19 protein-coding genes and 1 pseudogene are annotated in these 26,200 nt (G+C 65.7%); 11 read left to right on the forward strand and 9 right to left on the reverse strand.

Going from position 1 to position 26,200, the window contains the following annotated elements; translation table 11 throughout:
* The first annotated feature begins 27 nt into the window (after positions 1-27).
* Positions 28-1,575 carry a phospholipase D family protein gene (locus G6N36_RS02385; protein ID WP_163684626.1) on the forward strand — a complete coding sequence of 516 codons (1,548 nt, stop codon included), beginning with the start codon at positions 28-30 and terminating at the stop codon, positions 1,573-1,575.
* Positions 1,572-3,113, forward strand: coding sequence for a phospholipase D family protein (locus G6N36_RS02390; RefSeq protein WP_163684628.1), 1,542 nt, complete (start codon positions 1,572-1,574; stop codon positions 3,111-3,113). The genes G6N36_RS02385 and G6N36_RS02390 overlap by 4 nt, the downstream gene beginning before the upstream one ends.
* Before the next feature lie 99 nt (positions 3,114-3,212).
* Here the strand turns inward: G6N36_RS02390 and G6N36_RS02395 are convergent.
* Positions 3,213-4,429: pseudogene (locus G6N36_RS02395) on the reverse strand (IS110 family RNA-guided transposase).
* A 294-nt stretch (positions 4,430-4,723) separates the two neighbouring features.
* Between G6N36_RS02395 and G6N36_RS02400 the strand changes: the two are divergent.
* Entirely contained in the window at positions 4,724-6,010 is a 1,287-nt protein-coding gene (locus G6N36_RS02400) for an HNH endonuclease (protein ID WP_163690326.1), read from the forward strand.
* Positions 6,011-6,056: 46 nt separating this feature from the next.
* Here the strand turns inward: G6N36_RS02400 and G6N36_RS02405 are convergent, their stop codons facing one another.
* Positions 6,057-7,517 (reverse strand): flavin-containing monooxygenase, encoded by a 1,461-nt coding sequence (locus G6N36_RS02405; RefSeq protein ID WP_163684630.1) that lies wholly within the window; start codon positions 7,515-7,517, stop codon positions 6,057-6,059.
* Complete coding sequence (locus tag G6N36_RS02410; protein ID WP_163684631.1) at positions 7,514-8,329, reverse strand: SDR family oxidoreductase; 816 nt, start codon at positions 8,327-8,329, stop codon at positions 7,514-7,516. The genes G6N36_RS02405 and G6N36_RS02410 overlap by 4 nt, the downstream gene beginning before the upstream one ends.
* 82 nt (positions 8,330-8,411) lie before the next feature.
* Between G6N36_RS02410 and G6N36_RS02415 the strand changes: the two genes are divergently transcribed.
* From G6N36_RS02415 to G6N36_RS02445, 7 genes are all read left to right on the forward strand, one after another.
* Positions 8,412-8,981: a TetR/AcrR family transcriptional regulator gene (locus G6N36_RS02415; protein ID WP_179964892.1), complete on the forward strand. Its 570-nt coding sequence runs from the start codon at positions 8,412-8,414 to the stop codon at positions 8,979-8,981.
* Positions 8,982-9,013: 32 nt separating this feature from the next.
* Complete coding sequence (locus G6N36_RS02420; protein ID WP_163684636.1) at positions 9,014-9,427, forward strand: NINE protein; 414 nt, start codon at positions 9,014-9,016, stop codon at positions 9,425-9,427.
* Entirely contained in the window at positions 9,417-9,836 is a 420-nt protein-coding gene (locus G6N36_RS02425; protein ID WP_163684637.1) for a DUF2752 domain-containing protein, read from the forward strand. The genes G6N36_RS02420 and G6N36_RS02425 overlap by 11 nt, the downstream gene beginning before the upstream one ends.
* A gap of 86 nt (positions 9,837-9,922) precedes the next feature.
* Complete coding sequence (gene gltB / locus G6N36_RS02430) at positions 9,923-14,455, forward strand: glutamate synthase large subunit (protein ID WP_163684639.1); 4,533 nt, start codon at positions 9,923-9,925, stop codon at positions 14,453-14,455.
* On the forward strand, positions 14,448-15,956 hold the full coding sequence (locus tag G6N36_RS02435; protein WP_163684642.1) for a glutamate synthase subunit beta: 1,509 nt from the start codon (positions 14,448-14,450) through the stop codon (positions 15,954-15,956). The genes gltB and G6N36_RS02435 overlap by 8 nt, the downstream gene beginning before the upstream one ends.
* 26 nt (positions 15,957-15,982) lie before the next feature.
* Positions 15,983-17,401 (forward strand): pyruvate kinase, encoded by a 1,419-nt coding sequence (gene pyk / locus G6N36_RS02440; RefSeq protein ID WP_163684643.1) that lies wholly within the window; start codon positions 15,983-15,985, stop codon positions 17,399-17,401.
* 20 nt (positions 17,402-17,421) lie between these two features.
* On the forward strand, positions 17,422-18,282 hold the full coding sequence (locus G6N36_RS02445) for an acyl-CoA thioesterase II (protein ID WP_163684644.1): 861 nt from the start codon (positions 17,422-17,424) through the stop codon (positions 18,280-18,282).
* Here the strand turns inward: G6N36_RS02445 and G6N36_RS02450 are convergent.
* The 6 genes from G6N36_RS02450 to G6N36_RS02475 all read right to left on the reverse strand — a co-directional run bounded on the left by G6N36_RS02450 (position 18,279) and on the right by G6N36_RS02475 (position 25,092).
* Positions 18,279-18,818 (reverse strand): DUF4190 domain-containing protein, encoded by a 540-nt coding sequence (locus G6N36_RS02450; RefSeq protein WP_163684645.1) that lies wholly within the window; start codon positions 18,816-18,818, stop codon positions 18,279-18,281. The genes G6N36_RS02445 and G6N36_RS02450 overlap by 4 nt on opposite strands.
* Complete coding sequence (locus tag G6N36_RS02455; protein WP_163684646.1) at positions 18,815-20,320, reverse strand: ATP-binding cassette domain-containing protein; 1,506 nt, start codon at positions 20,318-20,320, stop codon at positions 18,815-18,817. The genes G6N36_RS02450 and G6N36_RS02455 overlap by 4 nt, the downstream gene beginning before the upstream one ends.
* Positions 20,313-21,872 carry a thiol reductant ABC exporter subunit CydD gene (cydD, locus tag G6N36_RS02460; RefSeq protein ID WP_170311155.1) on the reverse strand — a complete coding sequence of 520 codons (1,560 nt, stop codon included), beginning with the start codon at positions 21,870-21,872 and terminating at the stop codon, positions 20,313-20,315. The genes G6N36_RS02455 and cydD overlap by 8 nt, the downstream gene beginning before the upstream one ends.
* 41 nt (positions 21,873-21,913) lie before the next feature.
* Positions 21,914-22,963 (reverse strand): cytochrome d ubiquinol oxidase subunit II, encoded by a 1,050-nt coding sequence (gene cydB, locus G6N36_RS02465; RefSeq protein WP_163684648.1) that lies wholly within the window; start codon positions 22,961-22,963, stop codon positions 21,914-21,916.
* Between the two features lie 9 nt (positions 22,964-22,972).
* A complete protein-coding gene (locus G6N36_RS02470) occupies positions 22,973-24,433 on the reverse strand; it encodes a cytochrome ubiquinol oxidase subunit I (protein WP_163684649.1) in 1,461 nt (486 codons plus the stop codon).
* A gap of 62 nt (positions 24,434-24,495) precedes the next feature.
* Positions 24,496-25,092, reverse strand: coding sequence for an HdeD family acid-resistance protein (locus tag G6N36_RS02475; protein ID WP_163684650.1), 597 nt, complete (start codon positions 25,090-25,092; stop codon positions 24,496-24,498).
* A gap of 187 nt (positions 25,093-25,279) precedes the next feature.
* Here G6N36_RS02475 and G6N36_RS02480 point away from each other — a divergent pair, with 187 nt between their 5' ends.
* Complete coding sequence (locus G6N36_RS02480) at positions 25,280-26,197, forward strand: ABC transporter substrate-binding protein (RefSeq protein WP_163684651.1); 918 nt, start codon at positions 25,280-25,282, stop codon at positions 26,195-26,197.
* Positions 26,198-26,200 lie beyond the last annotated feature (3 nt).

The raw sequence follows: 26,200 nt of genomic DNA on the forward strand, positions 1-26,200 counted from the left end.
TAACCGCGGAAGTGGGCATTCAGGTGCGTGTCTGTGCTGGCCGAATGGTTTCTCACGTCAGGTGAACGGGGCAACCCCGATTGGGATCTGCCTGCGTGGAGTGAGGGCAACGAGGCGGAGGCGCTCATTCACGGGGCGTCCTACTTCGACCGACTGGTCACCGAAGTGGACCAGCTGGGGGCCGGTGACCACCTGTTCTTCGCCGACTGGCGCGGCGACGCCGACGAGCGGTTGCGCGAGGACGGGCCGACGGTCGCCGAACTGTTCCGCTCCGCCGCCGAGCGCGGAGTGCTCGTCAAGGGGTTGATGTGGCGGTCGTACCCGAACAGGCTCCAGTTCAACGAGGAGCAGAACCGCCATCTCGCCGAAACCATCGAACGCGCGGGCGGCGAGGTGCTGCTGGACCAGCGGGTGCTGCTCGGCGGGTCGCACCATCAGCGACTGGTGCTGTTGCGTCATCCCCAGGAACCCGAGCGCGACGTCGCCTTCATCGGCGGCATCGACCTATGTCACTCGCGTCGCGACGACGATTCCCATCGCGGCGATCCGCAGGCGGTGCAGATGTCGAATTGCTACGGCGAGCGTCCGCCGTGGCACGACGTGCAGTTGCAGTTGCGTGGTCCGGTCGTCGGTGCGCTGGACACCACGTTCCGCGAGCGCTGGACGGCGCGGGCGCCGCTGGATCTCTTCAATCCACTGGCGTGGCTGCGCGACAGGTTCGGGGGCGCGTCGGCCGACCGGCATCCGCTGCCGGAGCAGCCGCCGGATCCAGCGCCGTGCGGATCACACGCCGTACAGGTACTGCGGACCTACGGCGACGCCCTGATCCAGTACAAGTTCGCCAAGGGCGGGGAGCGCACCATCGCGCGTGGCTACACGAAGGCGGTGCGGCGGGCCCGTCGGCTTATCTATCTCGAGGACCAGTACCTGTGGTCGGAGGAGATCGCCGATCTGCTCGTCGGCGCGCTGACGTCGAACCCGGATCTGCATCTGGTGGCCGTCGTGCCGAGGTATTTCGATCTCGAAGGCGGCCTCGGCCGCCCGCCGACGCTGGTCGGCCGCCAGCTGGCCGTCGATGCCTGCCGACGCGCCGCCCCAGAGCGGGTCCACCTGTTCGACGTCGAGAACCACGAGGGCACACCGGTTTACGTGCATTCCAAGGTGTGCGTCATCGACGACACCTGGGCATGCGTCGGCAGCGACAATTTCAACCGGCGCTCGTGGACTCACGACAGCGAGCTGACATGCGCGGTGCTGGACGCCGACGATACGTTCGCGCGTCACCTTCGGCTACGGCTACTGCGCGAGCATCTCGACCGCGCGTCCGACGGCAGCGAGGACGGCGGGCTCACCGATCCAGCCGCTGCCATCGGCGAAATCATCGCTTCCGCACAGGCTTTGGAGGATTGGCACCAGTCCGGATGTCGCGGAACGCGTCCGCCGGGCCGGTTGCGCCCGCACGAGATAGAGCGGGTCGATCCGCTGACCCGGTTGTGGGCCGAACCCGCCTACCGGGTGATCTTCGATCCCGACGGCAGATCCTATGCCGACCGACTGCTGGGCCGCCGGCCATGAACATCACCGATTGGTTCCTCACCGAAGACGAACGCGGCAACCCGGATTCCACCTTGTCCGCATGGAGCGAGGGGAATCTGGCCGAGCCACTCATCCACGGGTCGGTGTACTTCGATCAGCTCGTCACCGAAGTGGAAGCGCTTGGCGAGGGCGATCACCTGTTCTTCACGGACTGGCGCGGCGACCCGGACCAGAAGATGCGCGACGACGGCCCCACCATTCGCGAATTGTTCTGTCACGCCGCCGAACGCGGTGTCGTCGTCAAGGGTCTGGTGTGGCGATCCCATCTGGACAAGTTCGCCTACAGCGAGGAGGAGAACCGGCACCTCGGCGAGGCGATCGAACGCGCAGGCGGGGAGGTGTTGCTCGACCAGCGCGTGCGCATCGGCGGATCCCACCATCAGAAGCTCGTCGTCATCAGGCATCCCGGCGCGCCCGAGCGGGACGTCGCGTTCGCCGGCGGTATCGATCTGTGCCATTCCCGCCGCGACGACGCATCGCACCGCGGCGATCCCCAAGCGGTGCAGATGGCCGAACGGTACGGCGAGAATCCACCGTGGCATGACGTGCAGCTGCGGGTGCAGGGTCCCGCAGTGGGTGCCCTTGACACGACATTCCGTGAGCGTTGGAACGATCCAGCGTCGCTGGACATGCTCAATCCGCTGGCGTGGTTGCGGGACAAGTTCTCCGGTGCCGACATGAGCGCGGATCCGTTGCCCGATCAGCCGCCGGATCCGCCCCCATGCGGACCGCATGCCATACAGGTGCTGCGCACGTACCCGGATGCCCATTTCGCGTACGACTTCGCGCCCAACGGCGAGCGCAGCATTGCGCGTGCCTACAACAAGGTGGTGCCGCGTGCCCAGCGGCTGATCTACGTCGAGGATCAATACCTGTGGTCGAAGCGGGTGGCGAAGCTTTTCGCTCAAGCGCTGAACGAGAATCCGGACCTACACCTGGTTGCCGTCATCCCGCGCCATCCCGACGTCGACGGACGACTCGAGTTGCCGCCCAACCTCATCGGCCGCTGGCAGGCGCTCGAGACGTGTCGCGCGGCCAGTCCGGAACGGGTACACGTCTTCGACGTCGAGAACCCCGAGGGCACACCGGTGTATGTGCACGCCAAAGTGTGTGTCATCGACGACGTCTGGGCGTGCGTCGGCAGCGACAACCTCAATCGGCGGTCTTGGACGCACGACAGCGAGCTGACGTGCGCCCTCCTCGACACCGAGGGCGAGTTCGCGCGTGATCTGAGGCTTCGGTTACTACGTGAACACCTCGATCGCGCCGACGACGGAAGCGATGATCGCGGACTGGCCGATCCGGCCACCGCGGTGCGCGAAATCATGGAATCGGCAGAGGAATTGGAGCGCTGGCACGCCTCTGGTCGCCGTGGTCCGAGGCCGCCGGGCAGGCTTCGGCCGCACAAGGCGGAGCAACCCAGCTTGTTCACGCGGCTGTGGGCCGAGCCGGTGTACCGGTTGACGTACGACCCGGATGGCCGTTCGTACCGCGATCGCCTCAGGGGGCGGCTGTAAACGCGATGGGCAGACTGGCCGGAACGTTACGTATTGAGCTGGCGCAGGAGGCCGCCCGCCGGAGCTGACGGCTCGTGATGCTCCTATCTCTGTTATGGGTCAAGCAGCGTCGATGATCAGGGTGTTTAGCCATTGGCGGTAGTTGGTTGCGAGGGTGTCGTCGCGTTTGAGGCCGCGTTCGAGTCGGGAGATCGTGATTGGCCAGACGTTGAAGTGTGCTGCCGCTGGCGGTCAACGTGATGTTGCGGGCTTGGCGGGCTGGACGTAGGTCGCTGTAGTCGTCGATGGGGCAGGGCTGGGTGAGGTGTCGGAACATCTCGCGAGCGATGGCCCGTTTGAGTAGACGTAGGACGTCTTTCTTGCTGCGCCCGGCGGCCAGTTGGCGGGCGACGTAGTCGCGGGTTCGTCGGTCGTGAGACCAGCGGACCAAAGCGATGCGGTGCAGGGCGTTGTTGGCGGCGCGGTCTCCGCCGCGGGAAAGCCGATGCCGGTTGGTTTTTCCCGATGAGGCCGGGATCGGTGCGACCCCAGTCAGCATGGCGAACGCTGCTTCGCTGCGTAGTCGGTGACTGTTGGTGCCGGCGGTGATGAGCAGTTGGGCGGCGGTGTCGGGGCCCACTCCGTAGGCCGCCCGCAAAGCGGGGTTGAGCGCGGCGGTCAAGGCGTCGAGCTCAGCGGTCAGCTCACGGTCTTGGCGCTCGAGGTACCCGATGCGCTGCGCGAGCGCTTTGCAGGCGATCAGCACCGACACCGTTGTGGGGTTCTCGTGTGCGCTGGGGCGGCAGCCGGCCAGCGCTTCGACCAGACGCAGGGTGGTGGGGTAACGGCGGTAGCGTTCCCGAAGGTCGGCCGGGGCGGTCACGAGCAGGTCCTTGATCTGCTGGATAGCCGCGGTGCGGGCTTTGATCGCGCCGCGACGAGCGATCAGCAGCGCTTTGAGGGCCCCGGTGTGGGGTCTTTGGCACGGCAAGGCCGTGGCCGGCCAACACCGCACGAGCAGCGCTATAAGCATCGAGAGGGTCGGATTTGCCTTGGCGGCGCCGCGCCGAGCGGTCGGGACGGTTGACCTCGACGACGTGAATGTCGTTGATCTGCAATGCTTGTGTCAAGCCTGCACCGTAGGAGCTGGTGCCCTCAACACCGACAGCGACGACCTCGCCGAAACTACGCGCCCAGCAGATCGCGGCCCAGTAGCCGCTCGGGTTGGTACGGAATTCGGCATCGCCAAGCAGTCCGCCGGTATCGGTGATCGCAGCCACGTGGATGGTGTCGAGGTGGGTGTCAGCGCCGATGACGACGCGGCGTGGGGATGTCACGATGGTGGTGTCCTCTCCGTGCAATGAACCGTGCGGCCGAGTGACAACCCGGTAGGGCGGGCAGACAAGACATTGATGAGGCAGCGGACAGGCTCCTGATTAAGTCATGTCCGCCCTACCAGGGCTGTTGTGGTACTTGCCCGCACGTCGCCGGTGAGACAAATCAATTGGAAGACAACCCAGCAGGGCGCCAGTCAGAGGCCGAGTCATCACCGGCGGCGAACGAGCAAGACCATCCTCACCCGAACCCGTTTAACGGAATCAATGTCAGTGGATCGGTGTATAGTCGAACACATGTTCGATATAGTCGGGCTGACCTCGGTCGATCCGGACGCGGATGAGGCTGAGTTGATCGCTGAGATCGCGGACTTTGAGCGGTTGAAGTCGGCTGCTGCAGCTGGGCAGGCCCGCGCGACCGCAGCGCTGGATAAGCGCCGTCGCGCAGCGGAGGAAGCCGCAGGCGTGCCGGCGAAACAACGAGGCAGAGGCCTGTGCAGCGAGGTTGCCCTAGCGCGGCGCGATTCCCCGTCGTGCGGAAACCGGCACCTTGGCTTCGCCAAAGCGCTGGTTCATGAAATGCCGCACACGCTCGCCGCCTTGGAATCAGGCGCGCTCTCAGAATGGCGCGCCACCCTGATCGTGCGCGAGTCGGCCTGCCTCAGTGTTGCCGACCGCCGGACGCTGGATGCCGAAATGTGCGCCGATGTCAGCAATCTCGACGGGAAGGGCAACAAGCAGATCGCAGCCTCCGCCAAGGAAATCGCCTGCCGTCTGGATGTTCAGGCGGTGGTTGACCGGGCAGCGAAGGCCGAGGCTGAACGAAATGTGACCATCCGTCCAGCGCCCGATGCCATGACGATTGTGAGCGCACTGTTGCCCGTCAAGCAGGGGGTCAGTGTGTATGCGGCACTACGGCGCTCCGCAGATACGACGTTCGACGATCGATCGCGCGGCCAGATCATGGCTGACACTTTGGTGGAGCGGGTCACGGGTCGGCCGGCGGAGACGCCCGAGCCGATCGCGGTGAACCTAGTGATGACAGATCAAGCGTTGTTGGGTGAGGACAACTGCCCGGCCTTGGTCGACGGCTACGGGCCGATTCCCGCCGACGTCGCTCGCAAGCTCGTCAGCTCCGCGGTGGCCGATGAGCGGTCGAAGGCCACGTTACGACGGCTGTACCGCCATCCCAAGTCCGGAGCCCTGATGGCAATGGAGTCGCGGTCGCGTTGTTTCCCAAAGGGATTGGCGAAGTTCATCGGTTTGCGAGACCAAACCTGTCGAACACCGTATTGCGACGCCCCAATTCGACATCGCGATCACGCCGTGCCCCGAAATCGCGAGGGACCGACGCATGCGCTCAACGGTCTGGGTATGTGCGCGCACTGCAATTATGTCAAGGAATCGCCGGGCTGGAACGTAAGCAGCTGTGAGGTGGATGGCGTTCACACTGCCGAATTCGTGACACCCACTGGTGCGCACTACCAATCGACAGCACCGCCGCTTCCGGGTTCTCGAATGGTCACCGTGAGCGAAGTCGAAGTCAGAATCGGCATCGAGGTCGCAGACCTGCACGCCGCGTAAGTGATAGCGGTACTGAGGTAATCGTCGGGAAACGACGCGCTGACGTTCAGCCCCTTTCGATCTGGATGTGGAAGTCCCGATCGTCGGGCCGGCTCAGCATTGCCGTCATCGTCTTGCGGTCGTATGGCCAGAGGTCGACATTGCCCTCGTCGGTGAGATACCACGAGTTGCAACCGGTATTCCACACCGTGGGGCCCAATGCGGCGTTGACGTCGTCGTTGAACTTCGCAGTGGCTTCCTCGGTCACCTCGACGGTGTCGATCTCGCCATCGCGGAACCTCCGCAGCCAGTGCGTGATGTAGCGGGCCGTCAGCTCTGACGAATACTGCAGGGAGATCGAGCCAGTGGGCGAGTTGGGTCCCAGCACCGTAAAGAGATTGGGGAAACCGGGGATCGCCGTCATCCGATACGCCCGTGGCCCCTTGGCCCACGCGTCGTCGATCGAGATGCCATCTCGCCCTCGCAGCCGTATGGGCCGCATGTAGTGATGGGTGTGGAAGCCGGTCGCCAACACTAGCAAGTCGACGTCTATCTCACGGCCATCGGCCAGCCGAATGCCCTGCGGCATAACCCGTTCGATCGGCGTGGTGACCAGCTCCGCATTCTCCGCACGGATCGCGCGATAGTACGAGCTCGAAATGACTTGCCGTTTGCAGAAAGGCTCGTAGTCCGGTGTGAGATTGTCGCGCAGTCCGCGATCGCGAACTTGTATGCGCAGACACAATCTCGCATAACTCTGTGCCAGTCGACGCTGCACGGTCGGTCGCAGCGCGATGTCGGTCAAGATGCGTGAGCCCCTGAGCAATACGCCGTAAAGCCGACGATGCGCTGTAGGTGCCTTTCGCAGCAGCTTGCCCACCACTGCCGGCTGACGAAGCCTCATCGGCGCCCAGATGATCCACTGGGGCGACCGCACCAAATGGCTGATGCGTGCCGCGCCGAGCTGCAAAGCGGACACGACCTGCACGCCAGTCGACCCGGTGCCGATTACCGCGATGCGTCGCCCGTCGGTGACGACGTCGTCATCCCAGCGCGCGGTGTGCACGACGTCGCCCGCAAAACTCTCCAGGCCGGCAATGTCGGGGGTGAATGGGTGATGGAGCACACCCGTTGCCGATATCAGGAAGTCCGCTTCGAACTCCATACCGTCAGAAGTCGTTATCCGCCAATATGATCCGGTGAATACCGCCGACTGAACTTCAGCGTTGAGCCTGAGACGGCTGCCGAGGCGGTGACTGTCGACAACACCACGAAGGTAGCTCTGAATCTCCTCGCCGGGTGCGAACAGCCCCGACCAGTCCGGCTTCGGCGCGAACGAGAACTGGTACAGCTGCGATGGCACATCGCACGTGAGACCGGGGTAGCGGTTCCAGTGCCACACGCCGCCGACATCGGAACCCTTCTCCAGGATCGTGAAGTCGTGGAAACCGGCCCGCTGCAACGTCACCGCGGTCGCGATGCCGGCCACGCCAGCACCGATGATGACAACTCGAGGCTCCCGTGTCATCGGCCTGCCTGCGCCGCGATCGTCTCCTCATAGGCGGCGCGGACACCGTCCTGCACCGACGTCAGCGCCCTGCGATCGCCGATCAGCTTGCGGCCCAGCCGCATCACCGGTTCCGGAACCGCCGCATTCACCAGATCCCATCCCGCCAGATACCGGGGCACGGTGACCTCGGCGCGCCGACTGCGGACACTGCCGACAATCGCCCGTGCGACGTCATTGGCGTCGACCGTCGGCAGCCCATGGCCGAGTGGCACGCCCGACGCGAGTCGCGTCCGCACCGCACTCGGCAGCACCGCGCTCACACTGACACCGGTACTCCGGTATTCCTCACGGACCGCCGCGGACAGTCCGACGGCCGCGTACTTGCTGGCGTTGTAGACCGCCAATCCCGGGACCACCAGCTTGCCTGCCATCGACGCCACGTTGACCACATGTCCTCGGCCGCGCTCGATCATGTGCGGCATGACGGCTCTCATGCCGTGAATCAGACCCCCCACGTTCACATCGAGCGTTGTTTGGCTGATGGTGTCGTCCTCGGAGAGAAAGTCGCCCAGCGGCATCACGCCTGCGTTGTTGACAAGAATGTCGATGCGACCGTGACGTTCGAGCACCGTGTCGACGAACGCGCCGAACGATGCGCGGGAGGTGACGTCGACGACGAGTGCGTCCGCCGCCTCCGCGGAGTCGAGGTCCCCGATGCAGACCACGGCACCCTCGGAGGCGAAGAGGTCGGCGGTCGCCTTGCCGATGCCGCGTGCGCCCCCCGTCACGGCGACGACGGCGCCGTCCAGCGCGATCTTGGGATAGCCCACGACGACCTCCTCTCAATTCAGAAACCGACGGTATCCAGAGTCCAAAAGTATGTCAACGGGGTACGATGGCAGCGTGCCTCGGATGACCCGCGCCGAAAGCCAGGCCCAGACCAGGATGCAGCTGGTCAAGACCGCCCGGCAGCTCTTCTTCGAGGACGGCTACCACCCGACGTCGCTGGAGAAGGTCGCCGACGCCGCGGGTTTCTCGAAGGGCGCGGTCTACTCGAACTTCCGGAACAAGGACGAGCTGTGCATCGCCGTGCTCGACGAGGTCCGCGGAGAGCGTCTCGGCGAGATTCTCGACATCATGGCCACGCCGGACGCCGCATCCCGCGTCGAGGGACTACAGGCTTGGGCCGAGCGCGTCATCGGTGATCCGGCCTGGACGTCCTTGGAAGTCGAGTTCGCGGCACACGCGCGTCACAATGAGCAGCTGCGCAACGAACTCGCGTCTCGACTCAAGGGCATACTCCAAATGCTCACCGGGGCAGCAGAATCCGTCGGCAGCACCACGCCGGCGCTGCCCGGCGGCGAAACGGCCACCGTGATGCTTGCGCTTGGAGTCGGCCTCGGATTGCTTCGCTCGATCGACCCGTCGCTGCCGGTAGACGGTCTCGCTGACGTCCTTGCGCTGGTGAGTGGCCAAACCTGAAGTAATGGCGGCGTTTCTGGCATGCTGTGGGCATGACTGAGCCGCAGTTCGGTGGCAACGAATATGGAAGCCAGCCAGCGCCGCCGCCCCCGCCGCAGCCTGGCTACCCACCGCCGCCGCAGGGCGGCTATCCGCCGCCGGGCGGGCAGTATCCGCAGGCCTACATGGACCCGAGCGCGCCCTTCGGTCGCCACCCGATGACCGGTGAGCCGTACTCGGATAAATCCAAGGTCGTCGCGGGCCTGCTGCAGCTGCTCGGTCTCTTCGGGCTCGTCGGTATCGGCCGCATGTACATCGGCCAGACCGGGCTCGGCGTGGCCCAGCTCATCGTCGGCCTGGTGACCTGCGGTATCGGCGCCATAATCTGGGGCATCATCGACGCGATCCTGATGCTCACCGACAAGGTGCGCGATCCGCAAGGTCGCCCGCTGCGCGATGGCACCTAGTACGACCAGCACGACCCCCAACCGGGGGCGGCTCTACACCGCCCTCGGATCGGGTGCCGCCCTGGTCGGTGCGCTGGCCTACATCGGCATCGCCGACCCCCACCGGCCGAACTTCTTGTTCCCCGCGTGCCCCTTCCACGCGGCCACGGGTCTGTTCTGTCCGGGCTGCGGCGGCCTGCGCATGGTCCATGACGTACTCAACGGCGACCTGGCCGCCGCCGTCGTCGACAACGTCGCCGCCTTGATCGGCCTGCCGCTGCTGCTGGTATGGATCCTGGTGCGGCGCCAGAGTGGACGCCCATGGCTGACGCCGGTTTCGGGCGCCGTCATCGTCGTGGTCGCCATCGTGTGGACGGTGGTACGGAATCTTCCCGGATTCCCGCTGGTCCCGACGCTTCTCGACGGGTAGCCAGCGCGCTGCGCTGATACAATCGAACTTCGGGCCGGTGCAGTCCCGGGACATGATTTCCCCGGACTGCGGAGGGTTCTTCCTCGATGCGCTACTCGGCATTTCCCGAGCCCCAGGGGCTCTACGACCCGGATAACGAGTCTGACTCCTGCGGCGTCGCCATGATCACCGACATCCAAGGTCGCCGGTCGCACGCCATCGTCGTCGACGGACTGGTCGCCCTCGAACATCTCGAACACCGTGGCGCTGCGGGCGCCGAACCCAACAGCGGTGACGGTGCCGGCATCCTCATCCAGCTGCCCGTCGAACTGCTGCGCGACGTCGTCGACTTCGAGCTGCCGCCGCCGACGGCCGAGGGCGCCAACACCTTCGCCGCCGGCATCTGCTTCCTGCCGCAGGGCGCCGCCGACAGGGCGGCCGCACGTGCCGACGTCGAAGCCATCGCCGCCGAGGAAGGGCTCACCGTGCTCGGCTGGCGTGAGGTCCCCACCGACCCGGACGGAGCCGAGGTCGGGGCGACGGCGCTCGGCTGTATGCCGCGCATGGAGCAGCTGTTCGTCGCCTCGCCGCAGCACCTCGGCGGCATCGATCTCGACCGTCATGTCTACCCGCTGCGCAAGCGAGCCGAGCGCAACGGCGTGTACTTCCCTTCGCTGTCCAGCCGCACCATGGTGTACAAGGGCATGCTCACCACCATGCAACTGCCCCAATACTTTCCGGATCTGCGCGATGAACGCTGCTGCAGCGCGATCGCGATTGTGCACAGCCGGTTTTCGACGAACACGTTCCCGTCCTGGCCGCTGGCGCATCCCTTCCGCTTCGTCGCGCACAACGGTGAGATCAACACCGTGCGCGGCAACCGCAACCGGATGCACGCACGCGAAGCGATGCTCGCCAGCTCCAAGATTCCCGGCGACCTGTCCCGGCTCTCACCGATCTGCACACCGGAGGCCTCCGATTCGGCGTCGTTCGACGAAGTCCTCGAACTCCTGCATCTGGGTGGGCGCACCCTGCCCCACGCCGTGCTCATGATGATCCCCGAGGCGTGGGAGAACAACACCACCATGGAGCCCGCCGAGCGGGCGTTCTGGCAGTTCCACGCTTCCCTGATGGAGCCGTGGGACGGCCCCGCGTGCGTCACGTTCACCGACGGCACACTCGTCGGAGCTGTGCTGGACCGCAACGGTTTACGGCCAGGACGCTGGTGGCGCACTCTGGATGACCGCCTCATCCTAGCCAGTGAGAGCGGTGTGCTCGACGTGCCGTCCGCGCACATCGTCGCCAAGGGTAGGTTGCAGCCCGGCAAGATGCTGCTCATCGACACCGCCGCCGGTCGGATCGTGGGCGACGACGAGATCAAGGAATCCCTCGCCGGGCAGGAGTCCTATGGCGAATGGCTGCACTCCGGACTGCTCGACATCAACACCCTTGCCGACCGCGTCCGTTTCCAGCCGAACCACGAGACCGTCGTGCGCAGACAGATCGCCTTCGGCTATACCGAAGAAGACCTGCGCATTCTGCTCAGCCCGATGGCCGCCTCCGGTGCTGAGCCGTTGGGCTCCATGGGCACCGACACTCCGACTGCGGTGCTGTCGCAGCGGTCCCGGCTGCTCTATGACTACTTCGTCGAACTCTTCGCGCAGGTGACCAACCCGCCGCTGGACGCGATCCGCGAGGAGGTCGTCACATCGATGGCCCGCATCATGGGCCCGGAGCAGAACCTCCTTGAGCCGACCGCGGCGTCGTGCCGCCAGATCGTGCTGCGCTGGCCGGTTCTCGACAACGACGAGCTCAACAAGATCGTTCACATCAATGACGACGGCGAGTACGGCGGCCTGAGGACCGCGGTCCTCAAGGCGCTCTACGACGTCGAGCGCGGCGGTGACGGCCTGGCCGACGCGTTGGAGGACCTGCGCCTTCGGGCATGCGACGCCATCGCCAAAGGTGCGCGCACCCTGGTCATCTCGGACCGCGACTCCGACCACACGAAGGCGCCGATACCGTCGTTGCTCGCGGTCTCGGCCGTCCACCATCACCTCGTTCGCACAAAGCAGCGCACGACGGTCGCGCTGGTGGTGGAGAGTGGCGACGCCCGCGAGGTTCACCACATCGCGATGCTCATCGGATTCGGTGCCGCCGCGGTCAATCCGTATCTCGCGTTCGAGTCGATCGAAGACCTCGTCCGCGAAGGTGAGCTCACCGGCATCGAACCCGCTGCGGCAGTTCGCAACTACCTCAAGGCACTCGGTAAGGGCGTCATGAAGGTGATGAGCAAGATGGGCATCTCGACCGTCGCCTCCTATACCGCGGCGCAGGCTTTCGAGGCGGTCGGCATCGACAAGCACGTCATCGACGAGTACTTCACCGGTACGCCCAGCCAACTCGGCGGTGTCGGGCTGGACGTGCTCGCCGAGGAAGTCAAGGTCCGGCATCGGCGAGCGTATCCGGAGAACCCGACCGAGCGGGTGCACCGGCGGCTCGAGGTCGGCGGTGAATACGCGTTCCGCCGCGAGGGTGAACTGCACCTGTTCACCCCGGAAGTGGTGTTCCTGCTGCAGCATTCGACGCGCACCGGTCGACACGACATCTTCAAACAGTATTCCGAGGAGGTGAACCGCCTCTCCAGGGAAGGCGGCACGCTGCGTGGCCTGTTCGGTTTCAAGAAGCTGAGACCCCCGGTGCCGCTGGAGGAGGTCGAATCGGTCGACTCCATCGTCACCCGATTCAACACCGGTGCGATGAGCTACGGCTCGATCTCCGCGGAAGCGCACGAGACCATGGCCATCGCCATGAACAACCTCGGTGGCCGGTCGAACTCGGGTGAGGGTGGCGAGGACACCGAACGCCTGTATGACCCACGGCGTCGCAGCGCCGTCAAGCAGGTCGCCTCCGGGCGGTTCGGTGTCACCAGCGATTATCTGCTGAACGCCACCGATATCCAGATCAAGATGGCTCAGGGCGCCAAACCCGGTGAGGGCGGCCAACTCCCGGGCTACAAGGTGTACCCGAACATCGCCAGGACGCGGCACTCGACACCGGGCGTCGGGTTGATCTCCCCGCCGCCGCACCATGACATCTACTCGATCGAGGATCTGGCTCAACTGATCCACGATCTCAAGAACGCCAACGCCGACGCCCGCATCCACGTCAAGCTCGTCAGCAGCGTCGGTGTCGGGACCGTCGCGGCGGGTGTGTCCAAGGCGCACGCCGACGTGGTGCTGATCTCCGGGTATGACGGCGGCACCGGGGCTGCGCCGCTCACGAGCCTCAAGCATGCGGGCATGCCGTGGGAGATCGGGTTGGCCGATACCCAGCAGACGCTGATGCTCAACGGTCTGCGCGACCGCATCACCGTGCAGTGCGACGGTGGGATGCGCACCGCGCGTGACGTCGTCGTCGCGGCGCTGCTCGGTGCCGAGGAATACGGCTTCGCCACTGCGCCGCTGGTGGTTTCGGGTTGCATCATGATGCGGGTCTGTCATCTCGACACGTGTCCCGTCGGTGTCGCGACTCAAAACCCTAAGCTGCGGGCGCGATTCAACGGCAAGCCGGAGTTCGTCGAGAACTATTTCCGGTTCATCGCCGAGGACATCCGTCACTACCTCGCCGACCTCGGATTCCGCAGTATCGACGAGGCGGTGGGTCATGCCGAGATGCTGGACACCGACGAAGGCGTCGCCCATTGGAAGAGCAGGGGTCTGGACCTGGCGCCGGTGTTCGCGGTGCCGAACAGGCCCGGTGACTGGGCACGCCGCCGCACCAGGGGGCAGGAGCACGGCCTCGAAGAAGCGTTGGACCGCACGCTCATCCAGCTCGCCGAGGGCGCGCTGGAAGACGCGCATCCGGTGCGGCTCGAACTGCCGGTGCGTAACGTCAACCGCACCGTCGGCACGTTGCTGGGGTCCGAGGTCACCCGACGCTACGGCGCTGCGGGGCTGCCCGACAACACGATTCACATCAGGCTGACCGGGTCCGCGGGTCAGTCCGTTGGCGCCTTCCTGCCGCCCGGCATCACGCTGGAGCTGATCGGCGACGCCAACGACTATGTCGGCAAGGGGCTGTCCGGCGGACGGGTCATCGTCAGGCCGCCGGACGACGTGCTGTTCCTGCCCGAGGACAACGTCATCGCGGGCAATACCTTGCTGTTCGGCGCCACCTCCGGCGAGCTGTATCTGCGCGGCCGGGTCGGCGAGCGGTTCGCCGCACGCAACTCCGGGGCGCTGACCGTGGTCGAGGGCGTGGGCGATCACGCCTGCGAGTACATGACCGGCGGCCGGGTGGTCGTGCTCGGCAAGACGGGCCGCAACATGGCGGCGGGCATGTCCGGCGGCATCGCGTTCGTACTCGGGCTCGACCCGAAGAAGGTCAACACCGAGATGGTCGAGCTGCAGCGGCTCGAACCCGAGGATCTGACCTGGTTGCGGGACGTCATCGCTACCCACGCCAAGTACACCGGAAGCACGCTGGCCGCCAGTGTGCTGTCCGACTGGCCAAGGCGCAGTGCGCAGTTCACCAAGGTGATGCCCCGCGACTACCAACGGGTTCTGGAGGCCACGTTGGTCGCCAAACGCGAGGGCCGCGATGTCGACACCGCGATCATGGAGGCGAGCCGTGGCTGATCCGACAGGATTTCTCAAGGTCCCCAAGGTCGAGGCCGCGAAGCGGGCGGTCGACGAACGCGTCGGTGACTGGCGCGAGGTCTACGAACAACAGGATCCCCACCAGCGCGCGGGCGAGGTTTCTCAGCAGGCCCGTCGATGCATGGACTGCGGAATCCCGTTCTGCCACTCCGGGAGTGCGGGTTGTCCGTTGGGCAACCTGATTCCGGAATGGAACGACCTGGTGCGGCGCGGCCGCTGGGACGCGGCGAGCGACCGTCTGCACGCGACGAACAACTTCCCGGAGTTCACCGGACGGCTGTGCCCGGCACCGTGCGAAGCGGCGTGTGTCCTCTCCATCGGAGAGGAGCAGACGGGCGGCAGCGTCACGATCAAGCGCATCGAACAGACCATCGCCGACCAGGCCTGGATGGACGGCATCGTCGAGCCTCAGCCCGCGGCCATCGCGACGGGTAGGCGAGTGGCAGTCGTCGGTTCAGGTCCTGCCGGACTCGCTGCGGCACAACAGCTCACACGTGCCGGTCACGACGTCACGGTGTACGAGCGTGACGACCGGATCGGCGGTTTGATGCGCTACGGCATCCCGGAATACAAGCTCGAGAAGGCCACGCTGAACCAGCGGCTGGCCCAGATGCGGGCGGAGGGAACGCGTTTCGTCACCGAGTGTGAAGTCGGCGTCGACCTGCCCGTCGAGCGGCTCAAGGCCCAGTACGACGCCGTGGTGCTGGCGGTCGGCGCGCTGAGGGCGCGCGACAGCGACGTGGAGGGCCGATCGTTCAAGGGCGTGCACTTGGCGATGGACCACTTGGTGCCCGCGAACAAGGAGTGCGAGGGCGACGGTCCGAGCCCAGTCTCCGCCGAGGGCAAGCACGTCGTGATCATCGGTGGCGGTGACACCGGCGCGGACTGCCTGGGCACCGCCCACCGTCAGGGGGCGAAGTCCGTGACCCAGCTGGACTACAACCCGGAGCCGCCGGAGTCGCGCGACGAGTCCCGCTCGCCGTGGCCGATGTGGCCGGTCGTGCTGCGCACCCGCCTGTCGCCGGCGCACGCCGAAGGGGGCGACCGCCGGTACGAGGTGGCGGTCCAGCGCTTCCTCGGCGACGAGCAGGGGAACCTGCGTGCCATCGAGATCGCGGAGGTGAAGGTCGAACGGGACGCCGATGGGCGTCGTGTGATCACACCGGTCGGCGACTCGTTGGAGCTTCCCTGTGAGTTGGCCCTGCTGGCGATCGGTTTCGACGGTGTCGAGCACATGCCGCTGCTGGACGGGCTCGGTCTCGACCTCAACCGACGCGGAGCGCTGCCCTGCGGATCGGACTGGCAGACAGACGCGCCCGGCGTGTTCGTCTGTGGCGATGCTCACCGTGGTGCCTCACTGATCGTCTGGGCCATTGCGGAAGGGCGCAGCGCCGCTCATGCCGTGGACAACTACCTGATGGGGGAGTCGGACCTGCCCGCACCGGTGATCCCGGGCGCCCTTCCGCTGGCCGTCGTCTGAATCGATTAACGACTATGCTCTCAGGCGTGAATAGACGCGGAAAGATCGTCTGCACCCTGGGTCCGGCCACCGCTACTGACGACGCTGTCAAGGCACTGGTCGAGGCCGGAATGGACGTCGCAAGGCTCAACTTCAGCCATGGCGATTACTCCGATCACGAAGCCAACTACAAGCGCGTTCGCGCCGCATCTGACGCCACCGGCCGCGCCGTCGGCATCCTCGCCGACCTGCAGGGTCCGAAGATCCGCCTCGGTAGGTTCGCGGCGGGGCCCACCTACTGGGCCGAAGGTGAGACCGTGCGGATCACGGTCGACGACTGCGAAGGCACGCACGACCGGGTGTCGACGACCTACAAGCGGCTCGCAGAGGACGCCACCGAGGGCGACCGGGTGCTCGTCGACGACGGAAACGTCGGGCTGGTCGTCGACGAGATCGACGGCAACGACGTGGTGTGCACCGTCACCGAGGGCGGCGCGGTCAGCAACAACAAGGGGATGTCGCTGCCCGGCATGAACGTGTCGGCCCCCGCGCTGTCGGAAAAGGACATCGAGGATCTGGAGTTCGCGCTTCAGATCGGCGTCGACCTGGTCGCGCTGTCGTTCGTCCGCTCACCCGCCGATATCGAACTCGTGCACGAGATCATGGACCGCGTCGGGCGGCGGGTGCCCGTCATCGCCAAGCTCGAGAAGCCCGAGGCCATCGACAACCTCGAAGCCATCGTGCTGGCTTTCGACGCGATCATGGTGGCCCGCGGGGACCTCGGTGTCGAACTGCCTCTGGAAGAGGTTCCGCTGGTGCAGAAGCGGGCCATCCAAATGGCAAGGGAGAACGCCAAACCCGTCATCGTCGCGACCCAGATGCTCGAGTCGATGATCGAGAATTCCCGGCCGACGCGCGCCGAGGCGTCGGATGTCGCGAACGCGGTGCTCGACGGCGCGGACGCCGTGATGCTGTCGGGCGAAACGTCGGTGGGCAAGTACCCGCTGGAGGTCGTCAAGACGATGGCCCGCATCGTGCGTGCGGTCGAAGAGAACTCGGTCGTCGTCCCGCCGCTCACGCACGTGCCCCGCACCAAACGCGGCGTCATCTCGTATGCCGCCCGCGATATCGGCGAGCGGCTGGATGCCAAGGCGCTGGTCGCCTACACGCAGTCCGGTGACACGGTCCGCCGGCTCGCACGGTTGCACACCCCGCTGCCGCTGCTGGCGTTCACGTCGCTGCCCGAGGTCCGCAGCCAGCTCGCGCTGAGCTGGGGCACCGAGACGTTCATCGTTCCGCACATTCAAACCACCGACGGCATGATCAAGCAGGTCGACAAGTCGCTGCTCGAACTCGGCCGCTACAAGAGGGGCGACCTGGTGGTCATCATCGCCGGCGCTCCACCGGGCACAGTAGGCTCCACGAATCTGATCCACGTGCACCGGATCGGGGAGGACGACGTCTAGTCGCACGGATAGGGGGCCAAGTGTCAACGGCAGATTTGGATGAGCTGCTGGCGATACTGGATCTCCGTCAGGTGGACGACGACACGTACGTCGGTTCGCATCCGAGTAAGAATCCGGTGCGCACATTCGGCGGTCAGATGATGGCGCAGTCGCTGATCGCGGCGACCCGCAGTCTCGAACATGACTTGCCGCCGAGCGCGCTGTCCGTGCATTTCATCGCCGGTGGCGACCCGGAGAAGGACCTCGAATTCCACATCGCGCGGCTTCGGGACGAGCGCCGCTTCGCCAACCGCCGCGTCGACGTGATGCAGGACGGCGCGCTGTTGACCAGCGCGATGGTGTCGTATCTGGCCGGTGGCCGCAGCCTGGAGCACGGGATCGAGCCGCCTGAGCTGCCGGACCCGTTGACCGTGCCACCGGTCGACGACCTGCTGCGCGGATACGAGGATGTTGTTCCGCATTTCGTGAACGCGCTGCGGCCGATCGATTGGCGCTATACCAACGATCCGACGTGGGTGATGCGCTCAAAGGGGGAGAAGCTCACTTACAACAGGGTCTGGATGAAGGCCCAGGGCCAAATGCCCGACGACCCCGCACTGCACGCCGCAGCACTGGCCTATGCGTCGGACACCACGGTGCTGGACTCGATCATCACCACCCACGGACTGTCGTGGGGGTTCGACCGGATCTTCGCGGTCACCACCAACCACTCGGTGTGGTTTCACCGCCCGGTGCGGTTCGACGAATGGGTGCTGTATTCGACCTCGTCGCCCGTGGCCGCCGATTCACGTGGCCTGGGCACGGGGCACTTCTTCGACCGGTCGGGTCAGTTGCTGGCGACCGTGGTGCAGGAGGGCATCGTCAAGCACTTCCCGCGCTAAGGCGTTGGGGTGACGGTGATCGAGAACTGGTCCTCGAGGTTCTGGGTGAACTGGTCCGAGCACTCCTGCTGGGCGGCCGGATCCGAGCCGGCCCGGTTCAGGCAGTCGACGAGGTCGGTTCCGCCGACTTCACCGAATCCCCATATGAACAACCCGATTACGACGATGGCCTCGATGATACTGAGGAATCCGAGCACGATCCCGGCGATAGCGACGCCTCCGTTGGTCGCCTCCCCGCGCTTGGCCTTGCCCCACCCGAGGAACCCGAGAATCACTGCGACGACGCCGAGTACGACGCCACCGACGACGGTCAGCAGCGCGATGATGGCGGTCACCAATGCCGCGATTCCCAAACCGTTTTGGGGTGCGGACGGTGGCGGTGCGTACCCGCCGTACGGCGCCTGCTGCGGCGGCGGATAGCTGCCGGGATACGCACCGTAGGACGGTGGTGGGGGTCCGGCCGGCGGGGGCGGGGGTGCCGGCGGGGACGCAGGCGGCGGCGGGGGTGGCGTTTCGGGTTTGTCCGGCTCGCTCATGGTGTCTGAGGGTACTCGCAGGCTCCGAGATTGAGGACGGGACTTTCAAAGTCGGCCGGCAGGTGATGGGTGGCGACGACGACCGCGCGCTCGGCGGGGAACAGAGCGCCGGGGGTCAGCATCTCGGCGAGTAGCCGATCGCCGTCGGCGGCGTCGAGGTGTTCGGTGGGCTCGTCGAGCAACAGGATCGGCATCTTCGAAACGAGCGCGCGGGCCAGCAGCAGTCTCCTGCGCTGCCCCGCCGAAACGGCGGCGGCCCCGCCGACGAGAACGGTGGACAGGCCGACGGGCAGCGTGTCGAGCCAATCGGCCAGCCCCACTCGATGCAGAGTTGCACGGAGCTCGTCGTCGGTCGCATCGCCACGCGCGACAAGGAGGTTGTCGCGAACGGTCGTCGCGAACAGGTGTGCATCCTCGGCAAAGAAGGCGGTTTGCGATGGGATCTCCTCGGGCAGTAGACCCGCGAGGTGCATGAGCAGTGTCGTCTTCCCAGAGCCACTGGGGCCGGTGACTGCCAGTCTGGCACCGGGTTCGAGGGTGATCTCGGGGACCGTCGGACGGCGCGCGTCGTCGCTGTCCGGGTTCACCAGCACGTGCAGGCGGCGTGCGGCGAGGCGTGAACGTGCCAGCTGGACACCGGCGGCGGGCAGCGCTGTCGTCGCCTCAAAAGCGGAGAGCGGCAACAGCATCAGTATCGCGACCGTGGTCGGCGCCACGGTCGGCGCCAGGGCGATTCCGCAGATGACAGCACCCAGCACGCTGGCGCCGATGGCCGCGATGGGAGCGGCCGACGCCAATGCGGCGGGTGCCGCGGCCCGGTCGATGGTGCGGCCCCAGTCGCGCTGCTGCCGGTCGGCGTCGGCCAGCAGCTCGTCGAGCCGACCGCTCACCCGCAGCTCGGGCGCGTGTTCGAGTGCGATCATGGCTGCTGTATCGCGCTGTGAACGATGTTGTGCGGCAAGCTGTTCAGCGGCCGTCGCGGCTCGAGCGGTCAGAACGGGTGCGACGACGCCGGCAAGCAACAAGCACAACATCATGACAATGGCGGCCGTGGGGGAGATGACCGCGATGACCACCGTGGCAGCGGTACCGAGGATGGCCGCTACCGATATGGGTATCGCCGCGCGCACGAGCACGTCGGAGAGCTCGTCGACCGATGCGCCGATGTCGCTGACCAGTTCACCGGTATGCCGCCGCAGCACCGCGTCGGCCGGTCCTGCGGCGAGCTGTGCGTACAGTCGCTCCCGGACGTCGGCGGCGGCGCGCAGGGCGGTGTCGTGCGATGCCAGCCGTTCGCAGTAGCCCAGCACTCCGCGCGAGATGCCTAGTGCGCGGACGGCCACGGCCGCCACCGTAAGGTGAAGCACCGGCGGCATCTGCCAAGCCCTGGTGATCAGCCATGCCGCCACGCCCGCCAGAGCGAGCGCACTGCCAAGGGACAGCACCCCGAACAGGATGGCGAGCAGCAGCCGCGGAAGCCGCGGGCGCAACAACTCAAACATCGATGAGGCTCCCGAGCTGCAGGACGCGCTCGCCGATGGCGAGCACCGGTGCGCGGTGGCCGACCACGATCACCGTCGCACCGGCGGCGGCGCGGGTGGTGATGGCGTTGAGCACATTGTTTTCGGTATCGGCGTCGAGGTGTGCGGTCGGCTCATCGAGAAGCAGGACGGGAGCGGCCGATCCGAGCACCCGGGCCAGCCCGAGTCGTTGGCGCTGACCGAGCGAAAGGCCGATCCCGCCGCTGCCAAGCATGGTGTTCAGGCCATCGGGCAGGTCGGCCAGCACCTCATCGAAACAGGCCATCCGGCAGGCCTTCTCGATATCGTCGAGCGGTCCGAAGAGCTCGAGATTCTGTCGCACGGTACCGGGAATGATCGCCGGGCGATGCGCGAGCCAGGCGACCTGTCCCCACCAGGCGGGCAGGTCCAGATCGGCCACATCGATAGCGTCGACGCGAATCCGGCCGGACTCCGGCTCAGTGAGACCGAGAATGGCGTGCAACAGCGTGGTCTTGCCCGCTCCGTTGGGCCCGGCGATGACGGTCACCCGGCCGGGCTCGACGGTGGCGTCGAGTGCCGTGATGTCGATTGCGGCACCCGCGGCCGTCACGTGGCGCGTCCCGCCCGCCGAGGACGGCAGCATGTCGACGAGGCGGAACGCTTTGTCGGCGGCTGTCTTTCCGTCCTGCGCGGCGTGATACGCCGCACCGACGCGGCGCAGTGGCCAGAACACCTCGGGTGCCAGTAGCAGCGCCGTGAGACCCGCAGTCAACGTCACATCGCCGTACACCAGCCGCAGCCCCACGCTCACCGCGACGAGCGCGACACCCAGTGTGGCCAGCAATTCGAGCACCAGCGAAGACAGAAAGGCAATGCGCAACGTCGCCATCGTCGAACGGCGATGTGCGGCGCCCAATTCGGCGATCCGCGTCGCAGAGCCTCCCACGCGTCGCAGGGCCCGCAGCGTCGGTAGGCCCGCCACCAGATCCAGCAGGCGCGACTGCAGCGTGGCCATGGCACGTAGCGCCGCAGCAGAGCGCTCGGAGGTGGTCAGGCCGATCAGGATCATGAAAACCGGAATGAGTGGCAGTGCGATCGAGACGATCAATGCGGATCGCCAGTCATACCAAGCGATCACGGCGACGGTCGCCGGTGTCAGAAGCACGGCCGCGAGCAGAGCGGGTAGATATGCCGTGAAGTACGTGCGCAGGCCGTCGAGGCCCCGGGTGACGAGGATGGCGGCGTCGTCACGGCGCCGCGCGAACTGGCGTGGCGGCAAGGCCGTCGTCGCCGCCAGCACCGACCGGCTGAGGTCGGCAATCACCTCGCTCGCCCCACGCTGTGCAAGCCGGCCCTGCTGCCAGGTCACCACCGTCCGGAATGTCCACAGCAGCACCAGAATCGACAGCGGCCCAGCCAATCGGCTGAGGCTGCGCGCATCCGGATCGGTGATCACGCGGGCCACGATGTCGGCCAGCGCCACCGCGGAGGCGATCGTGGCGCCGGCGATCAGCACGCTGCATGCGGTCGACGACACCAGAAAACGGCGCATCGCTGTCGATGCACGCCACAGGCGCGGGTCGACAGGACCGTTCACGTGCGTTGCCGTGACAATCCGATTGAGGCCGGGATGGCATCGGCGGCGATCCTGCGGCGGAACACCCAGTACGTCCACCCCTGATATCCGAGCACCAGCGGCAGCAGCGTCAAGGACGCCCACGACATGATCGCCAGCGTGTACGGCGTCGATGAGCCGTTGTAGATCGTCACGTTCCAGTCCGGATTCAGGGTGGACGGCAACAGATTCGGATACATGGTGCCGAACAGCAGCACCACGACCGAGGCGACCACCACCATGGTCGAGGCGAACGCCCAGCCCTCACGTCGGCGAGTCAGCATCAGTGCCACCGCCGTCAACAACGCGATCACGGCGATCCCCAGCGGCAACCATGTCCATGTCTTGCCGTGCGCCAGTTGCGTCCAGAGTCCGAACCCGCCCGCGAACACGATGGCAGGCAGCGACAACACGCGGGCGAAGCGGAAAGCGTCGTCGCGCACCGGACCTGCGGTCTTCAATGCCACGAACACCGCACCGTAGAACGCGAACAGCGACGCGGTCGCCAGGCCGCCGAGAACCGTGTAGCCGTTGAGGACATCGCTGATCGACAGGTGAGCCTGGCCGTCGGCATCGATGGGCAGACCCCGAACCAGGATCGCGAATGCGACGCCCCACAGGATGGCGGGCAACCAGGATCCGGCCGCGATACCGGCGTCGGCCCATGTGCGCCAACGCGGATCGTCGATCTTGCCGCGCCATTCGATGCCCACGACGCGCACGATCATTCCGACCAGGATGATCAGCAGGGGCAGGTACAGCGCCGAGAACATCGTGGCGTACCAGTTCGGAAACGCTGCGAACATCGCTGCGCCCGCGGTGATCAACCAGACCTCATTGGCATCCCACACCGGACCGATGGTGTTGAGCGCGGCGCGCCTGCGCTGTTCGGGATCCGCGCCGCTGCTCTTGCCCGCCCGTCCGAACGGAGCCATCAGCATGCCGACCCCGAAGTCGAAGCCTTCGAGCAGGACGAAGCCGCCGAACAGGACGGCGATGATGAAGAACCACATCTCTTGTAGGCCCATCACACACTCCTAGTACGCGAAGGACAGGGGAGCGACGTCCTCGTCGTCCGGCGCGGGCGGCGGTACGGGCTCGGAGTCGTGCTCCAGCGGACCCTCGACCACATACCGGCGTAGCAGCCAGAACCAGATCACGCCGAGTACCCCGTACAGCAGCGTGAAGACGGTAAGTGAGAGCACCACCATGCCCGTCGCATGGCTGGATACGCCCTCCTGCACGGTCATTCGCACCAGTTGATCGCCGGTGGGGTTGGGCACCACCACCCAGGGTTGCCTGCCCATCTCGGTGAAGATCCAGCCCGCCGAATTGGCCAGGAACGGTGTAGGCAAGGTGATCAACGCGAACCGGCTGAACCACCGCTGGTCGGGTATACGGCCGCGACGCGTCAGCCATAGCGCGGCGAGCGCGAACACGACGGGCACGAGAAGCAGTCCGATCATCGCCCGGAACGCCCAGTAGGTCACGAACAGGTTGGGCCGGTAGTCGCCGGGGCCGAACTTCTGCTGATATTCCTGCTGCAGATCGTTGACGCCTTCAAGGGTGACGCCGCTGAACCTCGACTCCGCAAGGAAGGGCAGCACGTACGGCACCTCGATGAGGTGGGTGACGCTGTCGCAGTTGTTGTGGGTGCCGACGGTCAGGATCGAGAAGTCAGGATCGGTTTCGGTGTGGCACAACGACTCTGCGGAGGCCATCTTCATGGGCTGTTGGACGAACATCAGCTTGCCCTGGAAGTCACCGGTGAAGAACAAGCCGCCCGCCGCCACCAGCGCGACCAGGCTGGCCGCGATGGTCGCGGGCCGGTACATGGTGCGTGCCTCTTCGGTTTCGTCCGCACGCTTGGCCGACCGCACCATCAGCCAGGCACTCACCGCGGCGACGAAAACGGCTGCGGTGAGGAATGCTCCGGCCACGGCGTGCAGGAATGCCCAGATCGCCGTGTTGTTGGTCAGCAGGGCGCCGAAGTCGACCAGTTCGGCGCGCCCGGTCTCCGGATTGTATTTGGCGCCAACGGGATGCTGCATGAACGAGTTCGCGGCGATGATGAAGTAGGCCGAGGCGTTGACCCCGAACGCGACGATCCAGATGCAGGCCAGGTGCACGAGACGCGGTAGTCGGGTCCAGCCGAAGATCCACAGCCCGATGAACGTCGACTCGAAGAAGAACGCGATCAGCCCCTCGAACGCCAGGGGCGCGCCGAAGATATCGCCGACGAAGCGCGAGTATTCACTCCAGTTCATGCCGAACTGGAACTCCTGCACGATGCCGGTTGCGACGCCGAGCGCGAAATTGATCAGGAACAGCTTGCCGAAGAACCGGGTCAGCCGGTACCACGCGGGGTTGCCGGTGATGATCCACGCCGTCTGCATGGCGGCGATGAGCGGAGCCAGCCCGATGGTGAGGGGGACGAGTATGAAGTGGTAGACGGTGGTCGTTCCGAACTGCCACCGCGACACATCGAGTGCGTCCATGTGAACCTCTCCCGTGGCTGTCGCACCAGCCTACGACAGAGCGTAGTAGAAATCAGTGTGCGTTAGCTCACCGGCGCTTCTGTCGAAGGTGCAGGCGCGGCGCCGCCCAGGCCCTTGGAGGCTCTGCGGATGGCGAATGCCGTGCCGATCTCGGCTGCGCCGAGGAAAATCAGGATGATGCCGGTGACCTGGGTGACGGCGACCAGCCCTTCCATGGGCCACGCGAACATGATGATGCCCGCGATCAGACCCAGCACGCCGATGAAGATTTCCCAGATGCGTCCCGGCAGGGTGGGGTCCGAGACCGCCGACATCAGCGTCGCGACGCCGCGGAAGATGAACCCGATGCCGATCCAGATGGCCAGCAGCTCGATCGAGTTCGAGAAGTTGATGAAACAGAGGACGGCCAGCACCAGTGCCGCTGCGCCGCCGATGAACAAGAGGACTCTGCCGCCGAGGGACGACTTCAGACTGAAGGCCATGACGACTTGCGAGATGCCGGTGACGAGAAGATAAGCGCCGAAGAAAATGGCCGTGACGAAGATCGCCGCAGCGGGCCGCCACAGGATTAGAACCCCGAGAATCAGCACCAAGATTCCGGTGGCCAGCGCCGACTTCCAAAGGTGCCGCAGCATGCTTGGTTGAGCAGGACTTTCCATCCGCGAAGTTTCGCACAAAGGCAATTGCGAGGCCCGAGTATTCCCCGTTCCGTATGCAAACCGTGTCATTGGAGCGGTACGGAATTCGTCGGCCGTTCGTGTTCCCCTGCCGCCTGCGTAGGTCTCTACTACTGTTCCCCTACCGGCGCATCTCGCTGGATCAACGAGGCAGAAAGTAGAGGAAACCGTGCTACGTGAGTGTCAAGACCGCCGAGGGAAACTTCTGCGTATCGCGGGTGTGTTTGCTGCGACTGGCGCACTGCTCCTCTCGGGGTGCGCGAGCGGTACCAACACCAGCGAAAATGAGACCGGCAGCCCGACGGCCGCGGCCGACAAGGTCGAGGAAATCGCGAACACCGTTCCAGAGGCGATCAAAGAGTCCGGCAAGCTGATCGTCGGCGTCAACATTCCCTACGCGCCGAACGAATTCAAGGATCCCAGCGGCAAGATCGTCGGCTTCGACGTCGATCTGATGAATGCGATAGCCGGAACTCTGGGGCTGGAAGCCGAGTACCGCGAATCGGACTTTGCCAAGATCATTCCATCGATTCAGGGCGGCACATACAACGTCGGGATGTCGTCATTCACCGACACCAAAGAGCGCGAGGAATCGGTCGACTTCGTGACGTATTTCAGTGCGGGCATTCTCTGGGCGCAACGGCCCGGCTCGCCGATCGATCCGAACAACGCGTGCGGCAAGAAGGTTGCGGTGCAAGCCACTACGACCGAGGAGACCGAGGAGCTGCCTGCCAAGAGCAAGGCATGCGTCGACGCGGGCAAGCCGCCGATCGAGATCGTGTCGTTCGACGGGCAGGACGCCGCAACCAACGCCGTAGTGCTCGGTCAGGTGGACGCCATGTCCGCCGACTCGCCCGTGACGTCGTATGCGATCAAGCAGAGCAACGGAAAGCTGGAAGCTGCGGGCGAGATCTTCGACTCCGCGCCGTATGGTTGGCCGGTTCAGAAGGGTTCGCCGCTGGCGCAGTCCCTGCAGAAGGCGCTCGAGCATCTGATCGAGTCGGGTAAGTACGAGGAGATCGCCAAGAACTGGGGCGTCGAGAACGGGATGATCGACAAGCCAGTGATCAACGGCGCCATCAACTAGAGG

Source organism: Mycolicibacterium gadium, from assembly GCF_010728925.1.
Classification (GTDB): Bacteria; Actinomycetota; Actinomycetes; order Mycobacteriales; family Mycobacteriaceae; genus Mycobacterium; species Mycobacterium gadium.

Coding starts and splice junctions, on each gene's coding strand:
- G6N36_RS02390 (WP_163684628.1), top strand. CDS start 1,572: ATGAACATCACCGATTGGTTCCTCACCGAAGACGAACGCGGCAACCCG.
- G6N36_RS02400 (WP_163690326.1), top strand. CDS start 4,724: ATGTTCGATATAGTCGGGCTGACCTCGGTCGATCCGGACGCGGATGAG.
- G6N36_RS02405 (WP_163684630.1), bottom strand. CDS start 7,517: ATGACACGGGAGCCTCGAGTTGTCATCATCGGTGCTGGCGTGGCCGGC.
- G6N36_RS02415 (WP_179964892.1), top strand. CDS start 8,412: ATGACCCGCGCCGAAAGCCAGGCCCAGACCAGGATGCAGCTGGTCAAG.
- G6N36_RS02420 (WP_163684636.1), top strand. CDS start 9,014: ATGACTGAGCCGCAGTTCGGTGGCAACGAATATGGAAGCCAGCCAGCG.
- G6N36_RS02425 (WP_163684637.1), top strand. CDS start 9,417: ATGGCACCTAGTACGACCAGCACGACCCCCAACCGGGGGCGGCTCTAC.
- gltB (WP_163684639.1), top strand. CDS start 9,923: ATGCGCTACTCGGCATTTCCCGAGCCCCAGGGGCTCTACGACCCGGAT.
- G6N36_RS02450 (WP_163684645.1), bottom strand. CDS start 18,818: ATGAGCGAGCCGGACAAACCCGAAACGCCACCCCCGCCGCCGCCTGCG.
- G6N36_RS02455 (WP_163684646.1), bottom strand. CDS start 20,320: ATGTTTGAGTTGTTGCGCCCGCGGCTTCCGCGGCTGCTGCTCGCCATC.
- cydD (WP_170311155.1), bottom strand. CDS start 21,872: ATGCGCCGTTTTCTGGTGTCGTCGACCGCATGCAGCGTGCTGATCGCC.
- cydB (WP_163684648.1), bottom strand. CDS start 22,963: ATGGGCCTACAAGAGATGTGGTTCTTCATCATCGCCGTCCTGTTCGGC.
- G6N36_RS02470 (WP_163684649.1), bottom strand. CDS start 24,433: ATGGACGCACTCGATGTGTCGCGGTGGCAGTTCGGAACGACCACCGTC.
- G6N36_RS02475 (WP_163684650.1), bottom strand. CDS start 25,092: ATGGAAAGTCCTGCTCAACCAAGCATGCTGCGGCACCTTTGGAAGTCG.